The organism is Ruegeria sp. CG4, from assembly GCF_056537185.1.
In genome coordinates this window covers 385,073-404,967 of record NZ_JBQFRB010000001.1, presented here as the reverse complement: position 1 = coordinate 404,967, position 19,895 = coordinate 385,073, and the positions used below count along the sequence as shown (strand labels likewise).

The window sequence follows — 19,895 nt, the reverse complement described above, 5'->3', positions numbered from 1 at the left end:
TGTCTCAATTTTTAACGGTCGAATGCACCTTTATTCGGACGACTCGCATGACAAACGCGCTTAGCACACTTTTGGAAACCAAGGATGCCATTCTGGCGGACGGGGCAACCGGCACCAATCTATTCAATATGGGACTGCAATCGGGCGACGCGCCGGAATTGTGGAATGTGGACGCACCGGACAAGATCAGGGCGCTTTACCAGGGATCCGTCGATGCCGGCAGCGATCTGTTTCTGACCAACACTTTTGGCGGAACGGCCTCGCGTCTGAAACTGCACGATGCACAGGATCGCGTTGCAGAACTGAACCGAATCGGCGCCGAACTGGGTCGCGAAGTCGCCGACAAGGCAGGTCGCACGGTGATCGTGGCCGGGTCGGTCGGTCCTACCGGCGAAATCATGGAGCCGGTCGGCAGCCTGTCACACGCAGATGCCGTCGAAATGTTTCATGAACAGGCCGAAGCGCTAAAAGCAGGCGGCGTCGACGTTCTGTGGCTGGAAACCATCAGCGCGCCCGAGGAATTCCGCGCCGCTGCGGAAGCTTTCGCGCTGGCCGACATGCCCTGGTGCGGGACCATGAGCTTTGACACCGCGGGTCGCACCATGATGGGCGTGACATCGGCCGATTTTGCCTCGCTGGTTGAAACGTTGCCCAATCCGCCTGTGGCTTTCGGCGCCAATTGCGGGACCGGGGCGTCGGATATCCTTCGCACGGTGCTGGGTTTTGCGGCACAGGGAACAGAACGGCCTGTGATCTCGAAAGGGAATGCGGGCATACCGAAATATGTCAATGGTCACATCCACTATGACGGAACGCCCGAGTTGATGGGCCAGTACGCGGCCATGGCACGTGACGCGGGGGCGACTATTATTGGCGGCTGTTGCGGCACGATGCCTGAGCATCTTCGTAAGATGCGCGAGGCGCTGGACACAACCGCACCGGGTGATCGACCGACACTGGATCAGATAACGGGCGCACTGGGTCCATTCTCATCAGCCTCTGACGGCACTGACGAGGATGCGGCAGTCCCGGACCGCCGCGCGCGCCGTCGTCGCCGGGCTTGAGCTTCAGCGCCCCTCGAATTTCGGGGGGCGTTTTTCCATGAATGCAACGACGCCTTCGGCAAAATCGCGGGTGCGACTGCAATCTCCCTGCAAATGAGCCTCGGTCGTCAATTGCTGCGTCAGGGATTTGTCGTAAGTTCCGCGAATGGCCTTCTTCATCGCAGCAAATGCAGCGGTTGGCCCATTGGCCAGATAAGACGCCCGCTTGCGCCAGTGCGCGTCAAACTCTGCATCACCGACGGATTCCCAGATCAGCCCCCAGTCATCGGCTTGACGCGCGGTGATCTTGTCCGCGAACAGCGCCGCGCCCATCGCTTTGGCCATCCCCATCTGACGCGGCATGAACCATGTACCGCCGGCATCCGGCAACAACCCGATCCGCGCGAATGCCTGTAAAAAATAAGCGCTTTCAGCCGCAATCACGACATCCGCGCACAAAGCCAGATTGGCCCCAGCCCCGGCGGCTGCCCCATTTACCGCGGCGATTGTCGGAACCGGGCAATCGTGGATCGTTTCCAGCATCGGTTCGTATTCGTCGCGCAAAGACCTTTCCAGGTCGATCTTGCCAGTGCTTGAAGCATCCCCAAGATCCTGCCCCGAGCAAAACGCGTTGCCAGCCCCGGTTATCACGATCGCCCTGGCGCGACGGGCCGCATGTTTCATCGCATGCATGATCTCGGCCCGCATTTGCGTGGTCAGTGCGTTCATCTTATCCGGCCGGTTCAGCGTAAGAACCGCCAGATCGTCCGCAATGTCCAGAAGGACCGTTTCATATTCCATGGTTTCCTCCCAAACTCAGAACCCTGGGTGAACCTGATGGATAAATGCGGGAAGGAAAAGCTAAACCGAACGTCAGTCTTCGAGAATTTGGCGCAGACGCTCTTTCTCGTCTTCGCTCAGGGCGTCTGCTTCGGACGCGCCCTGCCCTTGTGACCGCTTACGCAAGAAGTTCCAGCCCATTCCGGCGGCAATCAGCAGCATTATGGGACCGGCCAGCCAAAGCATCAGGTTTGAACCGGTCACTTTCGGCTTCAAAAGAACATATTCGCCGTAACGGTCAACGATATAGGCCACAGCCTCTTCGTCGCTGTCCCCGGCCACCAGCCGCTCACGCAACAACAGGCGCAAATCGCGCGCCAGTTCGGCATTGCTTTCATCAATGCTTTCATTTCGGCAGACAAGGCAGCGCAACCCGGTGCTGATGTCGCGTGCCCGCGCTTCGAGTGCCGGGTCATCCAACACTTCATCCGGTTGAACAGCCATCAACGGGGAGGCAACAAGCATCAGGATCAGAGCCAGACGTCTCATTCCGCAGGTACTCCGCCAGCCGGGGACTTGCGGGCACCGGCAGCCACACGAAAACGACGATCAGACAGGCTGAGAACTCCGCCAAGCGACATCAGAATACACCCGCCCCAGATCCAGTTCGCCAGTGGTTTGATATAGGTCCGCATGACCCAACCGCCATCGGCCTGTTGGTCGCCGATCACGACATACACATCCCGCAGGAAACGATAGTCGATCGCCGCTTCGGTCGTGGGCATCCGCGCCACGGGATAGTCGCGTTTTTCCGGATGCAGCGTGGCGATGGGGCGCCCGTTCTTTTCAACGATTACATCTGCCATGGTCGAGAAGTAGTTCGGCCCCTGTACCCGGCGCACATCATTCAGGGTCAGGGTGAATTGCCCGACCTCAAATGGTTGGCCCGGTTGCGCAACACGTATGTCTTCGACCTCCCACGCGGTCAGTCCCGCAATGGCAAATATCGTCACCCCCAACCCTGTATGAGCGACCGCCTTGCCCCAATCCGCACCGGGCAGACGCACCAGGCGATTCAGGTTGTTTTTGCGGCCCGTCCGGCTCCACAAATCCACGATTGCACCGAATGTGATCCATGCGCCAAGGAACAGACCAACCGGCCCCAAAGCGCTGCGTCCTGTCTGCATCGCCCAGACCAGCAACGCCAGCGCAAGCGCGAGCAGAAACGCGTAGCGCAGCGACCAGGCCGTTTTGCCAAGCTTGCCCCGTTTCCAGGGCAGCATGGCACCAACGGGCAACGCAATGCCCAACGCGACCATGAAGGGCGTAAAGGCCGCATTGAAGAAAGGCGCCCCAACAGAAAGCTTCCGATCAAAGGCCATTTCCGCCACCATCGGCCACATGGTTCCCACAAAGACGACAAAACAGCTAACAGCCAGAAGGATGTTGTTCAGTATCAACGCGCTTTCGCGGCTGACCATTCCAAACACACCCTTCGCCTCCATCGCCTGTGCGCGGGTGGCAAACAGGGTCAGCGAACCGCCGATAAAGAAAATCAGAATAAGCAGGATGAACACGCCCCGTTCCGGGTCGTTTGCAAAAGCGTGAACCGAGGTCAGCAGGCCGGACCGTACAATGAAGGTTCCGATCAGCGAAAATCCGAAGGCTATAATGGCCAACAGAATCGTCCAGCTTTTAAGGGATTCGCGCTTTTCCACAACAATCGCCGAGTGCAGCAATGCGGCAGCCAGCAGCCACGGCATGAACGAGGCATTTTCTACCGGATCCCAAAACCAGAAACCGCCCCAGCCCAGTTCATAGTAGGCCCACCATGACCCCAGCGCGATGCCGATCGTCAGAAACACCCAGGCCGCCAATGTCCATGGCCGGACCCAACGCCCCCATGCCGCATCGATTCTGCCCTCGATGAGGGCTGCAACGGCAAAGCTGAACGCCATGCTCAGCCCGACATACCCCAGATACAGGAACGGCGGGTGGAACGCGAGGCCAGGATCCTGCAACAGCGGGTTCAGGTCGCGGCCGTCAAACGGCGCGATGACCAACCTGTCAAACGGGTTCGAAGTGAACAGAATAAAGGCGAAAAACGCGACAGCGATGGCCGATTGAACCGCCAGCACGCGCGCCTTGAGCGTTGGTGGTAAACCGCCCCCGAAGAACGCGGCCATGGCACCGAAAATGGTAACAATCAGCACCCACAACAGCATCGAACCTTCGTGGTTCCCCCAGGTGCCGCTGATCTTGTACAGCATCGGCTTGGCGGAATGACTGTTCTCTACCACGATACGCAGCGAAAAGTCCGACGTGATGAAGGCCCAGGTCAGCGCACCAAATGAGAACGCGGTCAACAAGAACTGAGAGATCGCAGCCGGTTCCGCAAATGCCATCCAGCCGGTCCATCGTTTTGCAGCGCCGATCAAGGGCACCACGCTTTGAACGATGGCGACAAAAAAAGCGAGGATCAGGGCAAAGTGGCCAAGTTCTGTAGTCATGGCCAACGATATAAACCTGTCGCGCGGCAAGCACCAACAACAATCGCCAGGGTTTGGCGCACATAGTGTCGCGGGTCAGTCACCGCGCAGGCGCTTCCAGTCCTCCAACGCGCGGTTTTCGTCAAGGTCGACGGCCGCCTCGACCTCGGGTTGGTCCGCTCCGGCGTCTACATGCGTCGGCATATCCTTGTCCAACGTTTGCAGGGTTCTGAGATTCTCGACGACGACAGGAACCCGTGTCATACCGGCGGCAATTTCCCGTTGCAGATCCTGCACTTTGCTGTGGTGACGCGCGCCAAAATAAAAGGAAACGATTACCCCCAACAGCCACCACAAAGGTTCAGGTACAAGCGCAATCCCCTGCATGCGGGCCGCAAACCAGATCGGGTCGACCATGGCCGCCACAAACAATCCCAACGTCCCCAAGGCCAGCGCCGGTCGCGGAACTCGGTTCAACCCATCCATAAACCGATCGAATGCACCTTTTTGCACTTTGTGAAACTCAGCGCCGAACTGAGACATCGCCTGCCCCTGGACTGTTATGGAGCGCTCAGCTGCCGCATCGGCGTTCTCGTGGAAAACTTCGACTGTTTCCCGCACAAGATTTCGCCCGCCCCCGAACAGAAATGCCAATACGCCCGAAATCAGTCCCATCGTGCAACTCTCCTTTGAAATTCCGCGTCGCTTAGGTGGTAGTCGGTTGAAAGGAATTCTTCCGCCCGTCGAATCCAGCCCCCTTTTCCCCCAGACCGGGTGCGCGCATATTTGCGGGACTCAGGACGCCGATCTGCCAGTTGAAAGTAGTAGTTTCGTCGGGCGACACCGTACGCGTCACACAGCGCCGCCGCATCAGGCATCGCCGCTTCCCGGCAGGCGTCTGCCGTCTGTGGACCAACCAAGCCATCCACCGTGACCCCGAAACCCATTTGCACCAACAACCGTTGCAGGATTCGGACGGCATTCGCACCAGCATTTACGTACATGTCAAAAACAGTCGCGTGCAGCATTTCTGGCAGCAGCCCAAGGCGGGGTTCCTCGAAATAGTATTGCAGAAAGATCTCAACTGCCTGACTTTGCGACAGTGCACGCACGTCTGCGGGCGAAATCTTTCCGTCTCCGGTCAGATCCAATCCCAACCGCCGCAGCGTGCTGATTGTAACACCGAACTTCGTGGGTCCGCCGGGGTCATCCGGATCATCCACATACCCGCCTTCCCGTGCCACTATACCCCTGGCGATTTGCCGAACCGTCTGCATGCCGACCTCATTCCAACTTTCAGGTCAGACGGTCAGTCAAAGGCATTAACAACGCGCAAAAAGAAAGGGCGCTGCATGTCCGTCACATGCAACGCCCTACTTCTTTTTGTTCAAGGTTACGCTGCCGCCGGCGGCATGCGGATCAGCTGAGGTCAGCTCTCATCAGCCTCTTTGTAGACCCCTTGTTCTTTCAGGGCATCCACGACCTCTTTCGGCATATAGGTCTCATCGTGTTTTGCCAGTATTTCAGTGGCTTCAAAGACACCGTTCACGTAACTTCCGGTTCCCACCATACCCTGATTTTCCGAAAACAGGTCCGGCAGTACACCCGTGAATGCCACTTTGACGGTTTCGCCGCCGTCTGTGACGCTGAAATAGACCGTCTCGCCCTGTCCGCGGATGATTGACCCTTCTTCGACCAGCCCGCCAATCCGGAATACTTCGGTCGGTTTGGGAGGTTCCGCGATGACCTGACTTGGCGAGCGGAAAAAGTTGATGCCGTCCCGCATGGCGTACCCAATCAACGCCGTCGACAATGCCAGGGCAACAGCTGCCAGCAAAATGATCTGTACACGACGGCGTTTCTTGAGCGTTTTCATCTTTTCCTCACGGGAACAACGGGGCCATCATCAGCCCGGCGGTTTCTTTTTCACCTAACATCAGGTTGGCGTTCTGCAAGGCTTGGCCACTGCTACCTTTTGTCAGGTTATCAAGTGCCGCGACCACAATCGCGCGACGTTCAATTCGATCTGCAACCACGCCGATATGGCAGAAGTTTGACCCCCTGACATGGTGGGTCGAAGGCGTTTCACCAAAGGGAAGCACCTGCAGAAACGGCTCTGCATCATAGGCCTTGCTCAGTGTTTCATAAGTGCTTTGCGGGTCGCCCTTCACATAGGTCGTTGCCAAAATCCCCCGGTTGGCGGGGATCAGATGCGGTGTGAACTGCACATGCACGGTCCGCCCCGCCAGTTTCGAGAACTCCTGATCGAACTCCCCCAGGTGACGGTGCGTCCCGCCTACGGCATAGGCGTTGTACCCTTCACTGAGCTCTGCGTGCAAAAGGTTTTCTTTCAACGACCGACCCGCCCCTGAAACGGCGCATTTCAGGTCGAGAATGATGTCATCGAGATCAACCACACCCGCTGTTATCAGCGGCCGCAATGCGTATTGCCCGGTCGCCGCGTTGCAACCAGTGCCAGCAACCAGTCGCGCAGCCCGGATTTCATCGCGGTAGAATTCGGTCAAGCCATAAACAGCCTCTTCCTGCTGTTCCAATGCAGCGTGCGGGTTGCCGTACCACTTCTCGTACTCCGCCGGGTCGCGCAGGCGGAAATCGGCGGACAGGTCGATAATCTTCAGGTTTTTCGGCAGATCACGGATTATTTCCTGGCTGGTTTTGTGCGGCAATGCGCAGAAACACAGGTCAATCTGCGAGAAATCAATTTCCGAAATCTTGCACAGATCCGGCAGGTTCATATGCCGCAGATGTGGGAAAACCTGCGCCATGGGCTGCCCGGCCTTCCGTTCAGCGGCCAGAGCGGTGATTTCCATATTCGGGTGCTCGGCGATCAGCCGCACCAGTTCCGCACCGGTATAGCCGGAAGCGCCAAGAATTGCGATTTTGTGGGTCATGTCAGACCTCTTGCATGAGTGTGTCACATATCACGACCGCCGATGTGACGGTCATCGGATTAAGGAATGGGGGTCCGGGCGTCCTTGACCTAAGTCAGGCCGCCTCAAATGTGATTTGTCGTCGGAGAAACTGAGTGGCCCGATCGCTGACAATGCCCGGTTTGCCGGTCGTCAGAAACCCGCCCCCGCCCGAGCCAAGCATGTTCGGATGGCGTTGCAGGTAATCCGCAAGGCTTTCCGCCACCAGATCTCCCTGACTGAACACTTGAACATCCGGACCAAGCGCCTGCTGAAACGTTTCGGCCATCAAAGGGTAATGTGTGCACCCCAGAATGGCGGCCTGTGGTTCGGGCATCTTCCGCTTCAGGGCATCCACGTGGCTGCGCACCAGCGCTTCGGCCAGAATCATGTCGCCATCTTCGATCGCGTCAACAACACCGCCACATGCCTGCGCCTCGACATCTACACCGATGGCCCGAAAGGCCAGTTCCCGCTGAAACGCGCGACTTGAAACGGTGGCCGGGGTCGCAAACAGCGCGACATGCTTCACGGCAACCTCTCGCGGGGGCGAGTTGTCGCCCCATTGGCGTTCCGTCAGGGCCTCGATCAGCGGCACAAAGACGCCGAGAACCCGCTTGCCGTCGGGCACGCCCTCTTCCTGCATCCGCCGCAACGCAGCCGCGCTGGCGGTGTTGCAGGCGAGAATCACCAGATCACAGCCCTTTGCCCACAGGCCATGCACTGCCTTGCGGGTCAGTTGATAGATATCCTCGGCATCGCGCACACCGTACGGTGCGTGCGAACTGTCTGCGAAATACAGGAAATCCACGTCCGGCAGACGTTTCCGCGCGGCGTCCAGCACAGTCAACCCGCCCAGACCAGAATCAAATATACCTACTGCCATTTGCCCCTTCAGGCGCGATGCCGTTCCTCGAATTCATATCCGTAGTCATAGGACTTTAACGGTTTCGGAGACAGCTCATACGTCGCTTTGCGCAAGAAATCCATCATCTTGCGCGTGTCCTTGCCCAAAGGGTCCAGAACATCCCGGCCAATGGGCTCACCGATGACCACCTTGACCGGCGTGTCGACCCGCTTCTTGAACTCTTTGATCAGCAACCCCATGCGCAGCGTATTGTGCAAATGACTGGCAATCTGAAACAGGCGTGAGGTGTGCCCGTCAAAATAAACCGGTATAACCGTTGCATTCGATTTCGCGACCATTCGGGCCGTAAAACCGCGCCAGCCCGGATCCATCGGGTGCGAGAACGGTTTGGCCCCGGTGCTGACCGTTCCGCCCGGGAAGATCCCGATGGCACCGTCACTACCCAAATAATCCAAGGTCGTCTTCCGCGTTTCGAGGTTTAGCCTCATCGCCTCCTTCGTATTATCGAACGAAATTGGCAGGATGATACGATTCAGATCCTCGGCCTTTGTGAATACATGATTGGCCAATATCCGAAAATCTCCGCGCGTCCGAGACAGGATGTGGCCCATCATCAGACCATCCAGAATTCCGTACGGATGATTTGCAATCAGGATCAGCGGCCCGTCAGCGGGTATGTTCGACAAAGATCCGCCGACGATATCCAGTGACAATCCGTACCGCTCGACCATAACCGCCCAGAAATCCCGGCCGTTGGCGACTTCGCGCTCGTACCCATCCGCCCGTTTGATCAGACGCAAACGCCCGGTCGTATTCTCCATAAGCTTGATGACCATCTTCCCGCCTCTGGTCTCGGCGGAATAGGCATAGGAAATGTCACGGGCGACATGACGGCGCGAAGGCATGCGATACTCCGGTCTGTTTCACGCAATCTAGGTGCAGGTGAGCCTTTTGCACAGATGCCGTTACAGGATTATGACATGTCATTCGGCCGCAGCACGCATCTCGGGACCGCCGTCGCGGATGATCGCCAGCAATTCCTCGCGCTTTTTGGCTGCTTTGGCTTCGTTCTCCCTCAGAACAGGTCCAAATCCGCGAATCTCCAGCGGAAGCCGCGCGAGGGCCGCAAATGCGTCACGTGTTTCTGCGGTGATCAATGGCGTGATCTCACGCAGATCGGATTCGTACTGACGGATCAATGCACGTTCCATCTTGCGTTCAGCACTGTAACCAAAAATGTCGAAGGGTGTACCGCGCAGGAATTTCAGTTTGGACAGAAGCTTCATCGGTCCAAGCATCCATTCCCCAAAAGCACGCTTGCGCGGTCGCCCGTTCGGTCCGGTCCCTCCCATTATTGGCGGTGCCAGATGAAAGGTCATCTTGAAGTCGCCATCGAACTCGGACTTTGCCTGTTCCCGGCTATCCAGGAGAAGGCGAGCAACCTCATATTCGTCCTTGTAGGACAGCAGTTTGTGATAACCTTTGGCCACAGCCTCGCGAACCGAGGCGTCCTCGAAAGCGTCAACCACCTTGCGGTAACGTTTTGCCAGACGATTGCCCTGATATTTCTTCAGATGATCGGTCCTGAAGTCGATCATCTGCTCCAGCGATTTGGGCAACTCTGCAACGGAAGGCGACAGTATCGCATCGACTTCCTGGGAATGCAGAACTGCCCACCGGCCAACATCAAAGGCGCGTTTGTTGCGTTCGACCGCAGTGCCGTTCAGTTCGATGGCTTGCAGAACGGCCTGATGTGAAACCGGCAGTAGACCCTTTTGCCAGGCAGCACCAAGGACCATCATGTTTGAATAGATCGAATCTCCCATGACAGCGCGCGCCAGCTCGGTTGCATCAAACATCGAAACGCCGTCCTTCAATCGCGCCTGCAGCGCCAGTTCCAGCCGGTCGCTGGGGATCTGGAAATCGGTGTCCCGGGTGAAGTCGCCGGTGATCGTTTCATGGCTATTGACCACCGCGCCGGTTTGGCCGGTTCGGGTCAGACCCAGTGTTTTGGCCCCGGCAGACACGACCAGATCGCCGCCAATCAGCGCATGTGCTTCGCCGGTCGCGACGCGGATGGCACTGATGTCTTCAGGACGGTTGGCCAACCGGCAATGGATGTGCACCGCACCGCCTTTTTGCGCCAAACCCGCCATTTCCATCATGCCAGCACCCTTGCCGTCGATCTGGGCCGCCTGAGCCAGAATGGCACCCAGCGTTACAACCCCGGTGCCGCCGACACCAGTGATGACAACGTTATGAGTTCCATCAATACGCGGAAGTTCCGGCATAGGCAGATCGGGCAAGTCGATCTCGGTCGTCGCTTCCTTGCGGATCTGAGCGCCTTCCAATGTCACAAATGAAGGGCAAAACCCGTTGAGGCAGGAAAAATCCTTGTTGCAGCTGGACTGATCAATGGCGCGCTTGCGACCAAGTTCCGTGCTCTTCGGTACAATCGACACACAGTTCGACTGAACACCGCAATCCCCGCAGCCTTCGCAGATGTCAGTGTTTATAAACACCCGCTTGTCCGGGTCAGGAAATGTCCCGCGCTTGCGGCGGCGGCGTTTTTCGGCGGCGCATGTCTGCACGTAGACAATAACCGACACGCCCTCGATCTCACGAAAACGTTCCTGCACCTGCATAAGTTCGGCGCGCTCGAAGGTTTCTACATTAGCAGGCAGCGCCTTGAAGTTCACGTCTTCCTTTTCGTCATAAACAACAGCCACCGTCTGAACGCCCATTGCCTTGACCTCGGCGACAATACGTTCGGCCGTCAGACCGCCTTCATTGTCCTGCCCGCCGGTCATGGCAACTGCATCGTTGAACAGGATCTTGAAGGTGATGTTTGTCCCCGCCGACAATGCCGCCCGGATCGCTTGAACGCCCGAGTGGTTGTAGGTTCCGTCCCCAAGGTTCTGGAACACATGCTTGGTGGTCGAAAACGGCGCTTCCCCAATCCAGTTTGCGCCTTCACCTCCCATCTGAGTGAACCCTGTCGTCTCACGATCCATCCACTGAACCATGTAGTGGCAGCCGATACCGGCATAAGCGCGGCTTCCCGTCGGCACACGGGTAGAACTGTTGTGCGGGCAACCCGAACAGAAATATGGCAGGCGCGTCGCGATTTCCTGGGCGTTGTCGGCCCTGCGGGCTTCGGACAGTTTTGCCAGCCCGGCGCGAACGCCGTCTGTATCGTGCCCCTCTTCGATCAGGATCTCACCGATTTTCTCGGCGATCATGATCGGATCCAGCGCGCCGCGTGTCGGGAACAGTTCTTCACGGTGCAAGGTGCCGGCACCGCCCTTGTACCAGCCATAGACACGGCGGCCGCGGCGATCGTCGAAAATGGCCTCTTTGACCTGAACCTCGATCAGCTTGCGCTTTTCCTCGACAATCACGATCAGATCCAGGCCTTCAGCCCAGTCGTGGAACCCAACCATGTCCAGCGGGAAGGTCTGCCCCACCTTATAGGTGGTAATGCCCAGCCGCTCGGCCTCGTTTGCGTCGATGTTCAACAGGGACATGGCATGGGTCAGGTCCAGCCAGTTTTTGCCCGCCGCAACAAACCCGATTTTCGCGCCCGGCTTACCCCAGATACGCTTGTCCAGTTTGTTGGCATGAGAGAAGGTTTCCGCCGCAAAACGCTTGAAGTCGATAATGCGCCCTTCCTGCAGGTGAGGCGTGTCGCCCAAACGGATGTTCAACCCGCCCTCGGGCATGTCGAACTCGGGCATCACCAGCCCCATGCGATCCGGGCTGCCGTCCACGACGGAAGTCACCTCGATCGTGTCTTTCATCGTCTTCAAGCCAACCCAAACGCCGGCAAAACGGCTGAGCGCAAAGCCGTAGATACCGTAATCCAGGATCTCCTGAACACCTGCCGGGCTGACCACAGGCATGTACATGTCGACCAGAGACCATTCCGACTGGTGCAACACGGTCGAGCTCTCACCGGTGTGGTCGTCGCCCATTGCCATCAGCACACCGCCATGGCGCGCGGTTCCAGCCATATTCGCATGCCGCATCACGTCACCGGACCGGTCCACGCCCGGGCCCTTGCCGTACCACAACCCGAACACGCCGTCGTACCGGCCGTCTCCTCGCAACCCGGCCTGCTGGCTGCCCCACAGGGCTGTTGCCGCCAGATCCTCGTTCAGACCGAACTGAAAGGTGACATCGCTTTCCGAAAGCTCTTTTTGCGCTCGCATCATCTGCTGATCGACCGCCCCAAGCGGCGAACCGCGATAGCCGGTCACCAGTCCGGCGGTGTTCAAACCCGCCTTCTGGTCGCGCGCTTTTTGCATCAGCATCAGCCGAACAAGCGCCTGCGTTCCGTTCAGAAGAACGGGATTTCTGGTCAGATCAAAGCGGTCATTCAGCGAAATCTTAGGCTCGCTCATCGGACGCCTCCCCTCGTCAGATCAGGTTGCTAACTTAACACATATTTTAGGTCATAATTTCTGACCTGTATAGACGCTATCCTCTGAATTGTAACGATTTCACAGTTTGAATGTAGAACTTGTTACCTATTTCATATAGGGCTTCCTTAGGATAACGAAAGTTGCGGCGATGGACTGGGACAAGCTTAGGATATTTCACGCGGTTGCAGACGCGGGCAGCCTGACGCACGCCGGAGACAAGCTTAACCTGTCCCAATCGGCCGTCAGCCGCCAAATCCGCGCGCTGGAAGAATCACTCGATGCCACCTTGTTTCATCGCCATGCCCGAGGTCTGATTCTGACCGAACAGGGCGAATTGCTATTCGATGCGACCTCGGCCATGTCCAAACGACTGGACGCCGCCGCCGCGCGCATCCGCGATAGCGAAGAAGAAGTGTTTGGGGTTCTTCGAGTAACAACCACTTTCGGTTTCGGAACCCTTTGGCTGGCCCCCAGGCTGCCGAAGTTATATGAACAATACCCCGACCTGAACATCGACCTGATGTTGGAAGAACGGGTTCTGGACCTTCCCATGCGCGAGGCCGATGTTGCCATCCGCATGAAAGAACCCAGCCAGGCGGATCTTGTGCGCAAGCGCCTTATGACGGTCCGGATGCAGCTTTATGCAACCAGAGAATACCTGGACACGCATTCCTCTCCGGCATCGATTGAGGAGATTTCCAATCACAGGCTGATCTGCCAGACCCCCGCCGCTCCACAGGTTGGTGCCAGCGCAGCAATGGTCCGGCATTTAATGACGCACAACCCCAGCTCGCTGCTGACGGTCAACAACTATTTTGGGGTATTGCAGGGTGTACTACACAACCTTGGCATCGGTGTTCTGCCGGACTACGTCACGCAGGATTTCCCGCATCTGATTTCCATTCTGGCAGATATCGAAAGCGCGGATGTGCCGGTCTATCTCGCATACCCCGAGGAATTGCGACATTCCAAACGCGTGGCAGCCTTCCGGGATTTCGTTCAGGATGAGATCATCGAACAGCGGAAACAGTTGAAGAAGCTGGGAAAACTCTAGCTATGCACAATGGGCATAGCGGGCATGAGCAGCAAACAGCCTAATAAATCTTGAACGAACGAAAACCGCACACTAAATGGGCACTCGAAGGCGGTGATGCTGAAACGCTCATCATCTTCATACCTCCCTGTTGGACTACGGCCGAGCTTATTGCTCGGCCTTTTTTTTGGCCCGAAAGCCAAGCCCTCTGAAAACAAGCCAATTTTTCTGGGAATCGTTCCACACTCCCTCTATGCTGCCGGAAAATAAAAATTTTCTACTTTCGAGGGAAATCTCATGTTCAATCTGCTTCGCCTAATGCTGGCGATGATCGTATCCGTGTTTATTGTGGGTACGGCGCTGGCTCAGGAGTCTGACACAGGCTCATCCTCTACGGTGGCGGCCCCGGTCGTTCCTGATGACCTGAGCCCCGAGCAGGTGGACGATTTGGTTGCGCGCATGTCTGACGATCAGGTGCGCGCCCTTTTGTTAGAGCGGTTGGACGCCGTAGCCGAGAAGAGGGCCAAGGAGGCAGAAGGACAGGAAGACCCGCTGACCGAAATCAACGAAATATGGGCGGCGATGGTTGCCTCATGGACTAATGTTCTGACGACACTTCCAAACATTTTCAGCGCGCAGGTTAAAGCATTTAGCAACTTTTCCGAAACTCTCGGATCGACCGGTGTGCTTACTTTGATCGGGCTGGTCGCAAGCGTTCTGGTTGTGGGATTCATAGCTGAAAAGTTGTTCGATCTGTTAACCAGAAGATGGCACAAACACACCGAAGTCGGGGATGAGGCCGACCTTTGGGGTGCCGTGAGCTTTTTGTTCCGCCGGTTTTGCCGCGAGATCGCCGGGTTGATTGTTTTCTATATCGTCATCCGGACTCTGGGCCGGATCCTTTTGACACCCGAGCAGCTCAAATTTGCGGGCCCTTTCGTATTCTATCTTATCTGGATCCCGCGTTTGGGCGCGGCGGCGTCGCGGTTCATTATGGCACCAAACAACCCAAAATTCAGACTGGTCAACATTGACGATCACTGGGCAAAATACCTGCATCGGAATCTGATTGGTTTGCTGATCCTGATCGGGGTTACGCTGTTCGTTGTCCGCTTCAATGGTTTGAACGGTATCACTCCCGGCGATACCCGCATCGGTTTCTGGCTGAATAGCGCTATTCATATCTACATTGGCGTGATCGCCTGGACCGCGCGCGAGGGCCTGTCGCAGATGATGCTGGGCACCGATCCGGATCACACAAAATTCGATGAAGAAGTCGCGCAATATTATCCGTACTTCGCAATCGGCGTTTCGGCGGTGACCTGGCTGCTGGTCGAGTACCTTGCCGCACAGCGCGACCCGGCAATCCTGGCGCTGTTGGTCAAAGGCCCGCATTTCACGACTATGTTCTGGTTGCTGATTGCACCCGCCCTCGACACTCTGATCCGTGGATTGGTGCGCCATCTGCAACCGCCGATGTCCGGCGAAGGCCCGCTTGCCGAACGCGCGTATCGGTCGACCAAGCGCAGCTATATCCGCATCGGCCGTGTTCTGGCAGGCCTTTTTGTCGTGATGATGATTGCGCAGGCATGGCAGTTGGATTTGCGGCATGTCGCTTCCGCTGGCATCGGCGCCGAAGTTGGTGGGGCCGTGATCGAGTTTCTGCTGATTATTGCCGTCGGTTATATCATGAACGAGGTCGTCTCGCTTTGGATCAACCGTCGTCTGGCCAAAGAACAGACAGCCGCCGAAGCTTTGGACGAAGAAGCCGGTGGCGAAGGCGGCGGTGCGGGCGGCTCGCGTCTGGCGACCGTTCTGCCATTGCTGCGCATCACCGCGCAGGTGACGATTGCCGTCATCTTCGGCCTGCTGGCACTCGGGGCACTGGGCGTCAACATCACGCCGCTCCTGGCCGGTGCCGGTGTTCTCGGCCTGGCCATCGGCTTTGGTGCGCAGAAGCTGGTTGCCGACATTGTCGGCGGCATCTTCTTCCTGATCGATGACGCCTTCCGCGTTGGTGAATACGTGGATGTGGGCGGCACCATGGGAACCGTGGAAAAGATCTCGATCCGTTCGATGCAATTGCGCCACCATCGCGGGCCGGTTCACACGATCCCTTATGGTGAAATTCAGAAGCTGACAAATTTCAGCCGTGACTGGGTCATCATGAAACTGAAGTTCACGGTGCCATTCGACACTGACCCCAACAAGGTCAAGAAGATCTTCAAGAAGATCGGGGCCGACATGATGGCGGACGAAACTCACAAGGATGGTTTCCTGCAGCCCTTCAAATCTCAGGGTGTGTTCGACTTTGACGATGTCGGGATGATCATCCGAGGCAAGTTCATGGCCAAACCGGGCAAGCAGTTCACGCTGCGCAAGGAAATCTTCAACCGGGTCAAGGCTGCCTTCAACGAAAACGGAATCGACTTTGCCCGCCGCGAAGTCCGTGTTGCGATCCCCGGCCTTGAAGAGGCGGAAACCCTGACCGAAGAGCAAAAGGCCGCAGTTGGCGCCGCCGCTGCTGACTCGTTGAACAAGCAGCAAGGTGGTGCTTGATAAGCTCTGCGCGCGGTAGCTGCCCTAGCTGTCGGGTTTTGGACCAATTTCTTGAAGAACCGGCGCACCGCGCCGGTTCTTTTTTGCCCGGGTAATTGCTCTCCTCCTAGCTTTCGGCCCGGTTCTTGCGCCCTGCGCGGTCTTGACCCTTCCCACGGGCGCGCCCATGGCCTAAAAGGCGCGCAATCTCGGCCATCTCGGACACAGGACAAACCATGCAAGAGCCCGCCATCACCCCGGATCTGATTGCAGCACACGGGTTGAAACCCGAAGAATACGACATGATCCTGGAGATCATCGGGCGCGAGCCGACATTCACCGAGCTTGGCATCTTTTCGGCCATGTGGAACGAACACTGTTCCTACAAGTCCTCGAAGAAATGGCTGCGCACGCTGCCCACCTCGGGGCCTCAGGTCATTTGCGGCCCTGGCGAGAATGCGGGCGTGGTGGATATCGGCGACGGTCAGGCCGTCGTCTTCAAAATGGAAAGCCACAACCACCCCTCGTATATCGAGCCCTACCAAGGGGCGGCGACCGGCGTGGGTGGCATTCTGCGCGATGTATTCACCATGGGTGCGCGTCCCATTGCGTCGATGAACGCACTGTCCTTTGGAGAGCCGGGCCACCACAAGACACGCCAACTGGTCAACGGCGTGGTTGAAGGGATTGGCGGCTACGGCAACTGTTTCGGTGTGCCCTGTGTGGGCGGCGAAGTCCGTTTTCACCCTGCCTATAACGGCAACTGCCTTGTGAACGCGTTCGCCGCCGGCCTCGCTGACAGCGACAAGATCTTCTATTCTGCCGCATCGGGCGTCGGTATGCCTGTCGTTTATCTGGGAGCCAAAACCGGCCGCGATGGCGTTGGCGGTGCGACAATGGCCTCGGCTGAATTCGATGACACCATCGAAGAAAAACGCCCCACCGTGCAGGTTGGTGACCCCTTCACCGAAAAGCGTCTGATGGAAGCAACGCTGGAATTGATGCAGACCGGCGCGGTGATTTCGATCCAGGACATGGGCGCGGCCGGTCTGACCTGTTCGGCTGTTGAAATGGGCGACAAGGGCGGCCTTGGTGTGCGTCTGGATCTGGAAAACGTGCCTCAGCGCGAAGAAGACATGACCGCGTATGAAATGATGCTGTCGGAATCCCAAGAACGGATGCTGATGGTCCTCAAGCCGGAACTTGAGGCCGAAGCTCGTGCAGTATTCGAAAAATGGGATCTGGATTTCGCAATCGTTGGTGAAACGATTGCCGAAGACCGCTTCCTGATTATGCACAATGGCGAAGTCAAAGCTGACCTTGTCCTGTCGAAACTGTCCTCGACCGCACCGGAATATGACCGCCCGTGGGAGCCGACGCCCGAGGCCGAGGAACTGGCCGACGTGCCACAGATCGATCCGATCGACGGATTGAAGGCCCTGCTGTCCTCTGCCAACTACGCGGGCAAGCAATGGGTTTATGAACAGTACGACACCATGGTGATGGCGGATTCCACCCGCACACCGGGATTGGGCGCTGGCATGGTTCGCGTTCATGGCACTGACAAGGTATTGGCCTTCACCTCGGACGTTACCCCGCGCTATGTGCGCGCCAACCCGGTTGAAGGCGGCAAGCAGGCCGTGGCCGAAGCCTATCGCAACCTGACAGCCGTTGGGGCCAAGCCGCTGGCCACGACCGACAACCTGAATTTCGGCAACCCGGAAAAGCCCGAGATCATGGGCCAGTTTGTCGGCGCCATTCAGGGCATCGGCGAAGCCGTTGGCGCGCTGGATATGCCGATCGTGTCCGGCAACGTGTCGCTTTACAACGAAACAGATGGTCAGGCGATCCTGCCGACCCCGACCATAGGCGCGGTGGGTCTGCTGCTGCATTCTGACGAGATCATCGGCAACGAAGTCCGCGAGGGGCATGTAGCGCTGGTCATCGGCGAAACCAAAGGTCATCTGGGTCAGTCCGCCCTGCTGGCCGAGGTGTTCAACCGCGAGGACGGTGATGCGCCCCATGTCTATCTGGCGGCTGAGGCCCGCAACGGAGATTTCATCCGCACCAACCGCAACATGATCAAGGCGTGTACCGATCTGGCCGACGGCGGCCTTGCTCTGGCCGCTTTCGAGCTGGCCGAAGCGTCTGGTGTCGGCGTTCAGTTGGACGAGGCGTCGACCGAGTTCCTGTTCGGTGAAGATCAGGCCCGTTATCTGGTCGCCTGCAACTTCGATCAGGCCGAGGCGCTGATGATCGCCGCCGGTCAAGCCGGTGTCCCTCTGGTCTCGGTTGGCAGGTTCACGGGCGATGCTGTCAGGATCGGAAGTTCGGAAGCGCCGCTGTCGGAACTGGCGGAAATCTTCCGTGGCAGCTTTGCCGCTGCGGTAGCCTGACGCCCACCCTGCATACATCCCAAACTCAGAAATCCTGCGCGCGCGACCGGGCGCGGGATTTGTAAACGTGGTCGCCCCGAGGCACCTTGCACGCCCCTGCGCATCGCTCTACATCTTGGGAAAGACCTTCAGGAGTAACCTTTATGCCGATGAGCGCCCACGAAATCGAACACCTGCTGCGCGAAGCCTTTCCGGATGCGGAGATTCAGGTTGGCGGGCATGATGGTGTTCATATGTCTGCCATGGTCGTTGACGAAAGCTTTCGCGGAAAGAACAGGGTGCAGCAACAGCGGGCAGTCTACGCCGCGTTGAAAGGCAAAATGGATGGCCCGGATGGCGAGCTACACGCGCTGGCTTTGACTACAAAAATTCCGGAATGATCAGACCCGGCGTCATCACTCGCAAACCCCAGCGGAGGCCTGAACATGAGTGATCTGATGCTTGGCGTCTGCATTGTGGTTGGATTGATTGTTGCCGCAGCGCTGATTGAAGCCTATTTGAAGCGCAACAAGAAACGCTCGCTGGCCGATATGCGTCCTGATCCGGACGAAATCAGCCAGGTGGGCGGAATAGAGAGGTACGGGCTGGATCTGTTGTCTTTGGCGCAGGCCGAGCATCGGCGGCTCGAAGCGGAAGGATGGGGCCCGGAGGCCTCACAAAACGAAACGACTGCCCATGAAACGGGCGAAGAGGACAAGCAAGATGAGCGACGTTAAGACCCAGATCGACGAAACCGTCAAAGCCAACGACGTGGTGCTGTACATGAAAGGCACCAAGGAAATGCCGCAGTGCGGATTTTCGTCCCGCGTGGCCGGTGTCCTGAACTACATGGGTGTGGAATATACTGACGTGAACGTTCTGGCCGACGAAGAAGTGCGTCAGGGCATCAAGGACTATTCCGACTGGCCGACCGTGCCGCAGCTTTTCGTCAAAGGCGAGTTCGTGGGCGGCTGTGACATCGTTACAGAAATGACCCTGTCGGGTGAACTGGACACGCTGTTTGACGAAAACGGCGTCGGCTACAACAAGGAAGCAGCCGACAAAATCCGCGAAGCAAACGCCTGATCGGCGCTTACCGGCTGCTGCATTCCTGATAAATGACCTGCTCACTGGCGGCGCTTCCTGCCGCCAGATAGCTGATCGAAGCGTTCCAGCCCTTGGAACGCAGAATATACGTTCCCTCTGTCCCCAGAGACTCGTAGCGAATCCCAGATCCGCTTTCGACTTGGCGCATGGCGACCAGAGTGTTGTCGACCATGACCGCCGCAGCACCTGATCCATCGGTCGAATTAAAGTAGCTCACATGCAGCGGCACTTCGTTTTCGCAGGTGAAAGTCACTGATAATATGTCGATCTCGGCCATAGCGGCCGATCCTGATATCAGCAGTCCAAAG

At 57.6% G+C, this 19,895-nt stretch carries 18 protein-coding genes; 7 read left to right on the top strand and 11 right to left on the bottom strand.

Annotated features, from left to right (window positions below; translation table 11 throughout):
• Positions 1-47: 47 nt before the first annotated feature.
• Positions 48-1,064 carry a betaine--homocysteine S-methyltransferase gene (bmt, locus tag ACR0J2_RS01965; RefSeq protein ID WP_480811518.1) on the top strand — a complete coding sequence of 339 codons (1,017 nt, stop codon included), beginning with the start codon at positions 48-50 and terminating at the stop codon, positions 1,062-1,064.
• A gap of 3 nt (positions 1,065-1,067) precedes the next feature.
• Here the strand turns inward: bmt and ACR0J2_RS01960 are convergent, their stop codons facing one another.
• The 10 genes from ACR0J2_RS01960 to ACR0J2_RS01915 all read right to left on the bottom strand — a co-directional run bounded on the left by ACR0J2_RS01960 (position 1,068) and on the right by ACR0J2_RS01915 (position 12,513).
• Positions 1,068-1,844 (bottom strand): enoyl-CoA hydratase-related protein, encoded by a 777-nt coding sequence (locus ACR0J2_RS01960; protein ID WP_480811517.1) that lies wholly within the window; start codon positions 1,842-1,844, stop codon positions 1,068-1,070.
• A gap of 72 nt (positions 1,845-1,916) precedes the next feature.
• The gene (locus ACR0J2_RS01955; protein WP_170619002.1) at positions 1,917-2,372 is read right to left on the bottom strand and encodes a cytochrome c-type biogenesis protein; all 456 of its coding nucleotides are present in this window, start codon (positions 2,370-2,372) and stop codon (positions 1,917-1,919) included.
• Positions 2,369-4,333 (bottom strand): heme lyase CcmF/NrfE family subunit, encoded by a 1,965-nt coding sequence (locus tag ACR0J2_RS01950; protein ID WP_480811516.1) that lies wholly within the window; start codon positions 4,331-4,333, stop codon positions 2,369-2,371. Before ACR0J2_RS01950 ends, ACR0J2_RS01955 begins: the two co-directional genes overlap by 4 nt.
• A gap of 75 nt (positions 4,334-4,408) precedes the next feature.
• Positions 4,409-4,987, bottom strand: a complete 579-nt coding sequence (locus ACR0J2_RS01945) for a holin family protein (RefSeq protein WP_170619003.1) — start codon at positions 4,985-4,987, stop codon at positions 4,409-4,411.
• Positions 4,978-5,589 (bottom strand): holin-associated N-acetylmuramidase, encoded by a 612-nt coding sequence (locus ACR0J2_RS01940; RefSeq protein ID WP_480811515.1) that lies wholly within the window; start codon positions 5,587-5,589, stop codon positions 4,978-4,980. Before ACR0J2_RS01940 ends, ACR0J2_RS01945 begins: the two co-directional genes overlap by 10 nt.
• 152 nt (positions 5,590-5,741) lie before the next feature.
• Complete coding sequence (ccmE, locus tag ACR0J2_RS01935) at positions 5,742-6,188, bottom strand: cytochrome c maturation protein CcmE (protein ID WP_170619004.1); 447 nt, start codon at positions 6,186-6,188, stop codon at positions 5,742-5,744.
• A gap of 7 nt (positions 6,189-6,195) precedes the next feature.
• Complete coding sequence (argC, locus tag ACR0J2_RS01930; RefSeq protein WP_480811514.1) at positions 6,196-7,224, bottom strand: N-acetyl-gamma-glutamyl-phosphate reductase; 1,029 nt, start codon at positions 7,222-7,224, stop codon at positions 6,196-6,198.
• Positions 7,225-7,318: 94 nt separating this feature from the next.
• On the bottom strand, positions 7,319-8,128 hold the full coding sequence (locus ACR0J2_RS01925; RefSeq protein ID WP_170676964.1) for an aspartate/glutamate racemase family protein: 810 nt from the start codon (positions 8,126-8,128) through the stop codon (positions 7,319-7,321).
• Positions 8,129-8,136: 8 nt separating this feature from the next.
• Entirely contained in the window at positions 8,137-9,015 is an 879-nt protein-coding gene (locus ACR0J2_RS01920) for a lysophospholipid acyltransferase family protein (protein WP_480811513.1), read from the bottom strand.
• A 78-nt stretch (positions 9,016-9,093) separates the two neighbouring features.
• Positions 9,094-12,513, bottom strand: coding sequence for an indolepyruvate ferredoxin oxidoreductase family protein (locus ACR0J2_RS01915; RefSeq protein ID WP_480811512.1), 3,420 nt, complete (start codon positions 12,511-12,513; stop codon positions 9,094-9,096).
• 169 nt (positions 12,514-12,682) lie between these two features.
• Here ACR0J2_RS01915 and ACR0J2_RS01910 point away from each other — a divergent pair, with 169 nt between their 5' ends.
• From ACR0J2_RS01910 to grxD, 6 genes are all read left to right on the top strand, one after another.
• On the top strand, positions 12,683-13,588 hold the full coding sequence (locus ACR0J2_RS01910; RefSeq protein WP_480523946.1) for a LysR family transcriptional regulator: 906 nt from the start codon (positions 12,683-12,685) through the stop codon (positions 13,586-13,588).
• 276 nt (positions 13,589-13,864) lie between these two features.
• Positions 13,865-16,126 (top strand): mechanosensitive ion channel family protein, encoded by a 2,262-nt coding sequence (locus ACR0J2_RS01905; protein ID WP_480811511.1) that lies wholly within the window; start codon positions 13,865-13,867, stop codon positions 16,124-16,126.
• 215 nt (positions 16,127-16,341) lie between these two features.
• Complete coding sequence (gene purL / locus ACR0J2_RS01900; RefSeq protein ID WP_480811510.1) at positions 16,342-18,501, top strand: phosphoribosylformylglycinamidine synthase subunit PurL; 2,160 nt, start codon at positions 16,342-16,344, stop codon at positions 18,499-18,501.
• Positions 18,502-18,644: 143 nt separating this feature from the next.
• On the top strand, positions 18,645-18,881 hold the full coding sequence (locus ACR0J2_RS01895; protein ID WP_170619006.1) for a BolA/IbaG family iron-sulfur metabolism protein: 237 nt from the start codon (positions 18,645-18,647) through the stop codon (positions 18,879-18,881).
• Between the two features lie 45 nt (positions 18,882-18,926).
• Complete coding sequence (locus tag ACR0J2_RS01890; protein ID WP_321253127.1) at positions 18,927-19,217, top strand: hypothetical protein; 291 nt, start codon at positions 18,927-18,929, stop codon at positions 19,215-19,217.
• Positions 19,204-19,566, top strand: a complete 363-nt coding sequence (grxD, locus tag ACR0J2_RS01885) for a Grx4 family monothiol glutaredoxin (protein ID WP_170806285.1) — start codon at positions 19,204-19,206, stop codon at positions 19,564-19,566. The genes ACR0J2_RS01890 and grxD overlap by 14 nt, the downstream gene beginning before the upstream one ends.
• 7 nt (positions 19,567-19,573) lie before the next feature.
• Here the strand turns inward: grxD and ACR0J2_RS01880 are convergent, their stop codons facing one another.
• On the bottom strand, positions 19,574-19,864 hold the full coding sequence (locus ACR0J2_RS01880) for an MliC family protein (RefSeq protein ID WP_480440245.1): 291 nt from the start codon (positions 19,862-19,864) through the stop codon (positions 19,574-19,576).
• Positions 19,865-19,895: the final 31 nt, after the last annotated feature.

Bases quoted from the DNA above. Each gene is read 5' to 3' on its own strand.
- ccmE (WP_170619004.1), bottom strand. From the start codon at position 6,188: ATGAAAACGCTCAAGAAACGCCGTCGTGTACAGATCATTTTGCTGGCA.
- ACR0J2_RS01905 (WP_480811511.1), top strand. From the start codon at position 13,865: ATGTTCAATCTGCTTCGCCTAATGCTGGCGATGATCGTATCCGTGTTT.
- ACR0J2_RS01890 (WP_321253127.1), top strand. From the start codon at position 18,927: ATGAGTGATCTGATGCTTGGCGTCTGCATTGTGGTTGGATTGATTGTT.
- ACR0J2_RS01945 (WP_170619003.1), bottom strand. From the start codon at position 4,987: ATGGGACTGATTTCGGGCGTATTGGCATTTCTGTTCGGGGGCGGGCGA.
- purL (WP_480811510.1), top strand. From the start codon at position 16,342: ATGCAAGAGCCCGCCATCACCCCGGATCTGATTGCAGCACACGGGTTG.
- ACR0J2_RS01960 (WP_480811517.1), bottom strand. From the start codon at position 1,844: ATGGAATATGAAACGGTCCTTCTGGACATTGCGGACGATCTGGCGGTT.
- ACR0J2_RS01915 (WP_480811512.1), bottom strand. From the start codon at position 12,513: ATGAGCGAGCCTAAGATTTCGCTGAATGACCGCTTTGATCTGACCAGA.
- grxD (WP_170806285.1), top strand. From the start codon at position 19,204: ATGAGCGACGTTAAGACCCAGATCGACGAAACCGTCAAAGCCAACGAC.
- ACR0J2_RS01950 (WP_480811516.1), bottom strand. From the start codon at position 4,333: ATGACTACAGAACTTGGCCACTTTGCCCTGATCCTCGCTTTTTTTGTC.
- ACR0J2_RS01940 (WP_480811515.1), bottom strand. From the start codon at position 5,589: ATGCAGACGGTTCGGCAAATCGCCAGGGGTATAGTGGCACGGGAAGGC.
- ACR0J2_RS01910 (WP_480523946.1), top strand. From the start codon at position 12,683: ATGGACTGGGACAAGCTTAGGATATTTCACGCGGTTGCAGACGCGGGC.
- ACR0J2_RS01895 (WP_170619006.1), top strand. From the start codon at position 18,645: ATGCCGATGAGCGCCCACGAAATCGAACACCTGCTGCGCGAAGCCTTT.
- ACR0J2_RS01925 (WP_170676964.1), bottom strand. From the start codon at position 8,128: ATGGCAGTAGGTATATTTGATTCTGGTCTGGGCGGGTTGACTGTGCTG.
- argC (WP_480811514.1), bottom strand. From the start codon at position 7,224: ATGACCCACAAAATCGCAATTCTTGGCGCTTCCGGCTATACCGGTGCG.
- bmt (WP_480811518.1), top strand. From the start codon at position 48: ATGACAAACGCGCTTAGCACACTTTTGGAAACCAAGGATGCCATTCTG.
- ACR0J2_RS01880 (WP_480440245.1), bottom strand. From the start codon at position 19,864: ATGGCCGAGATCGACATATTATCAGTGACTTTCACCTGCGAAAACGAA.
- ACR0J2_RS01955 (WP_170619002.1), bottom strand. From the start codon at position 2,372: ATGAGACGTCTGGCTCTGATCCTGATGCTTGTTGCCTCCCCGTTGATG.
- ACR0J2_RS01920 (WP_480811513.1), bottom strand. From the start codon at position 9,015: ATGCCTTCGCGCCGTCATGTCGCCCGTGACATTTCCTATGCCTATTCC.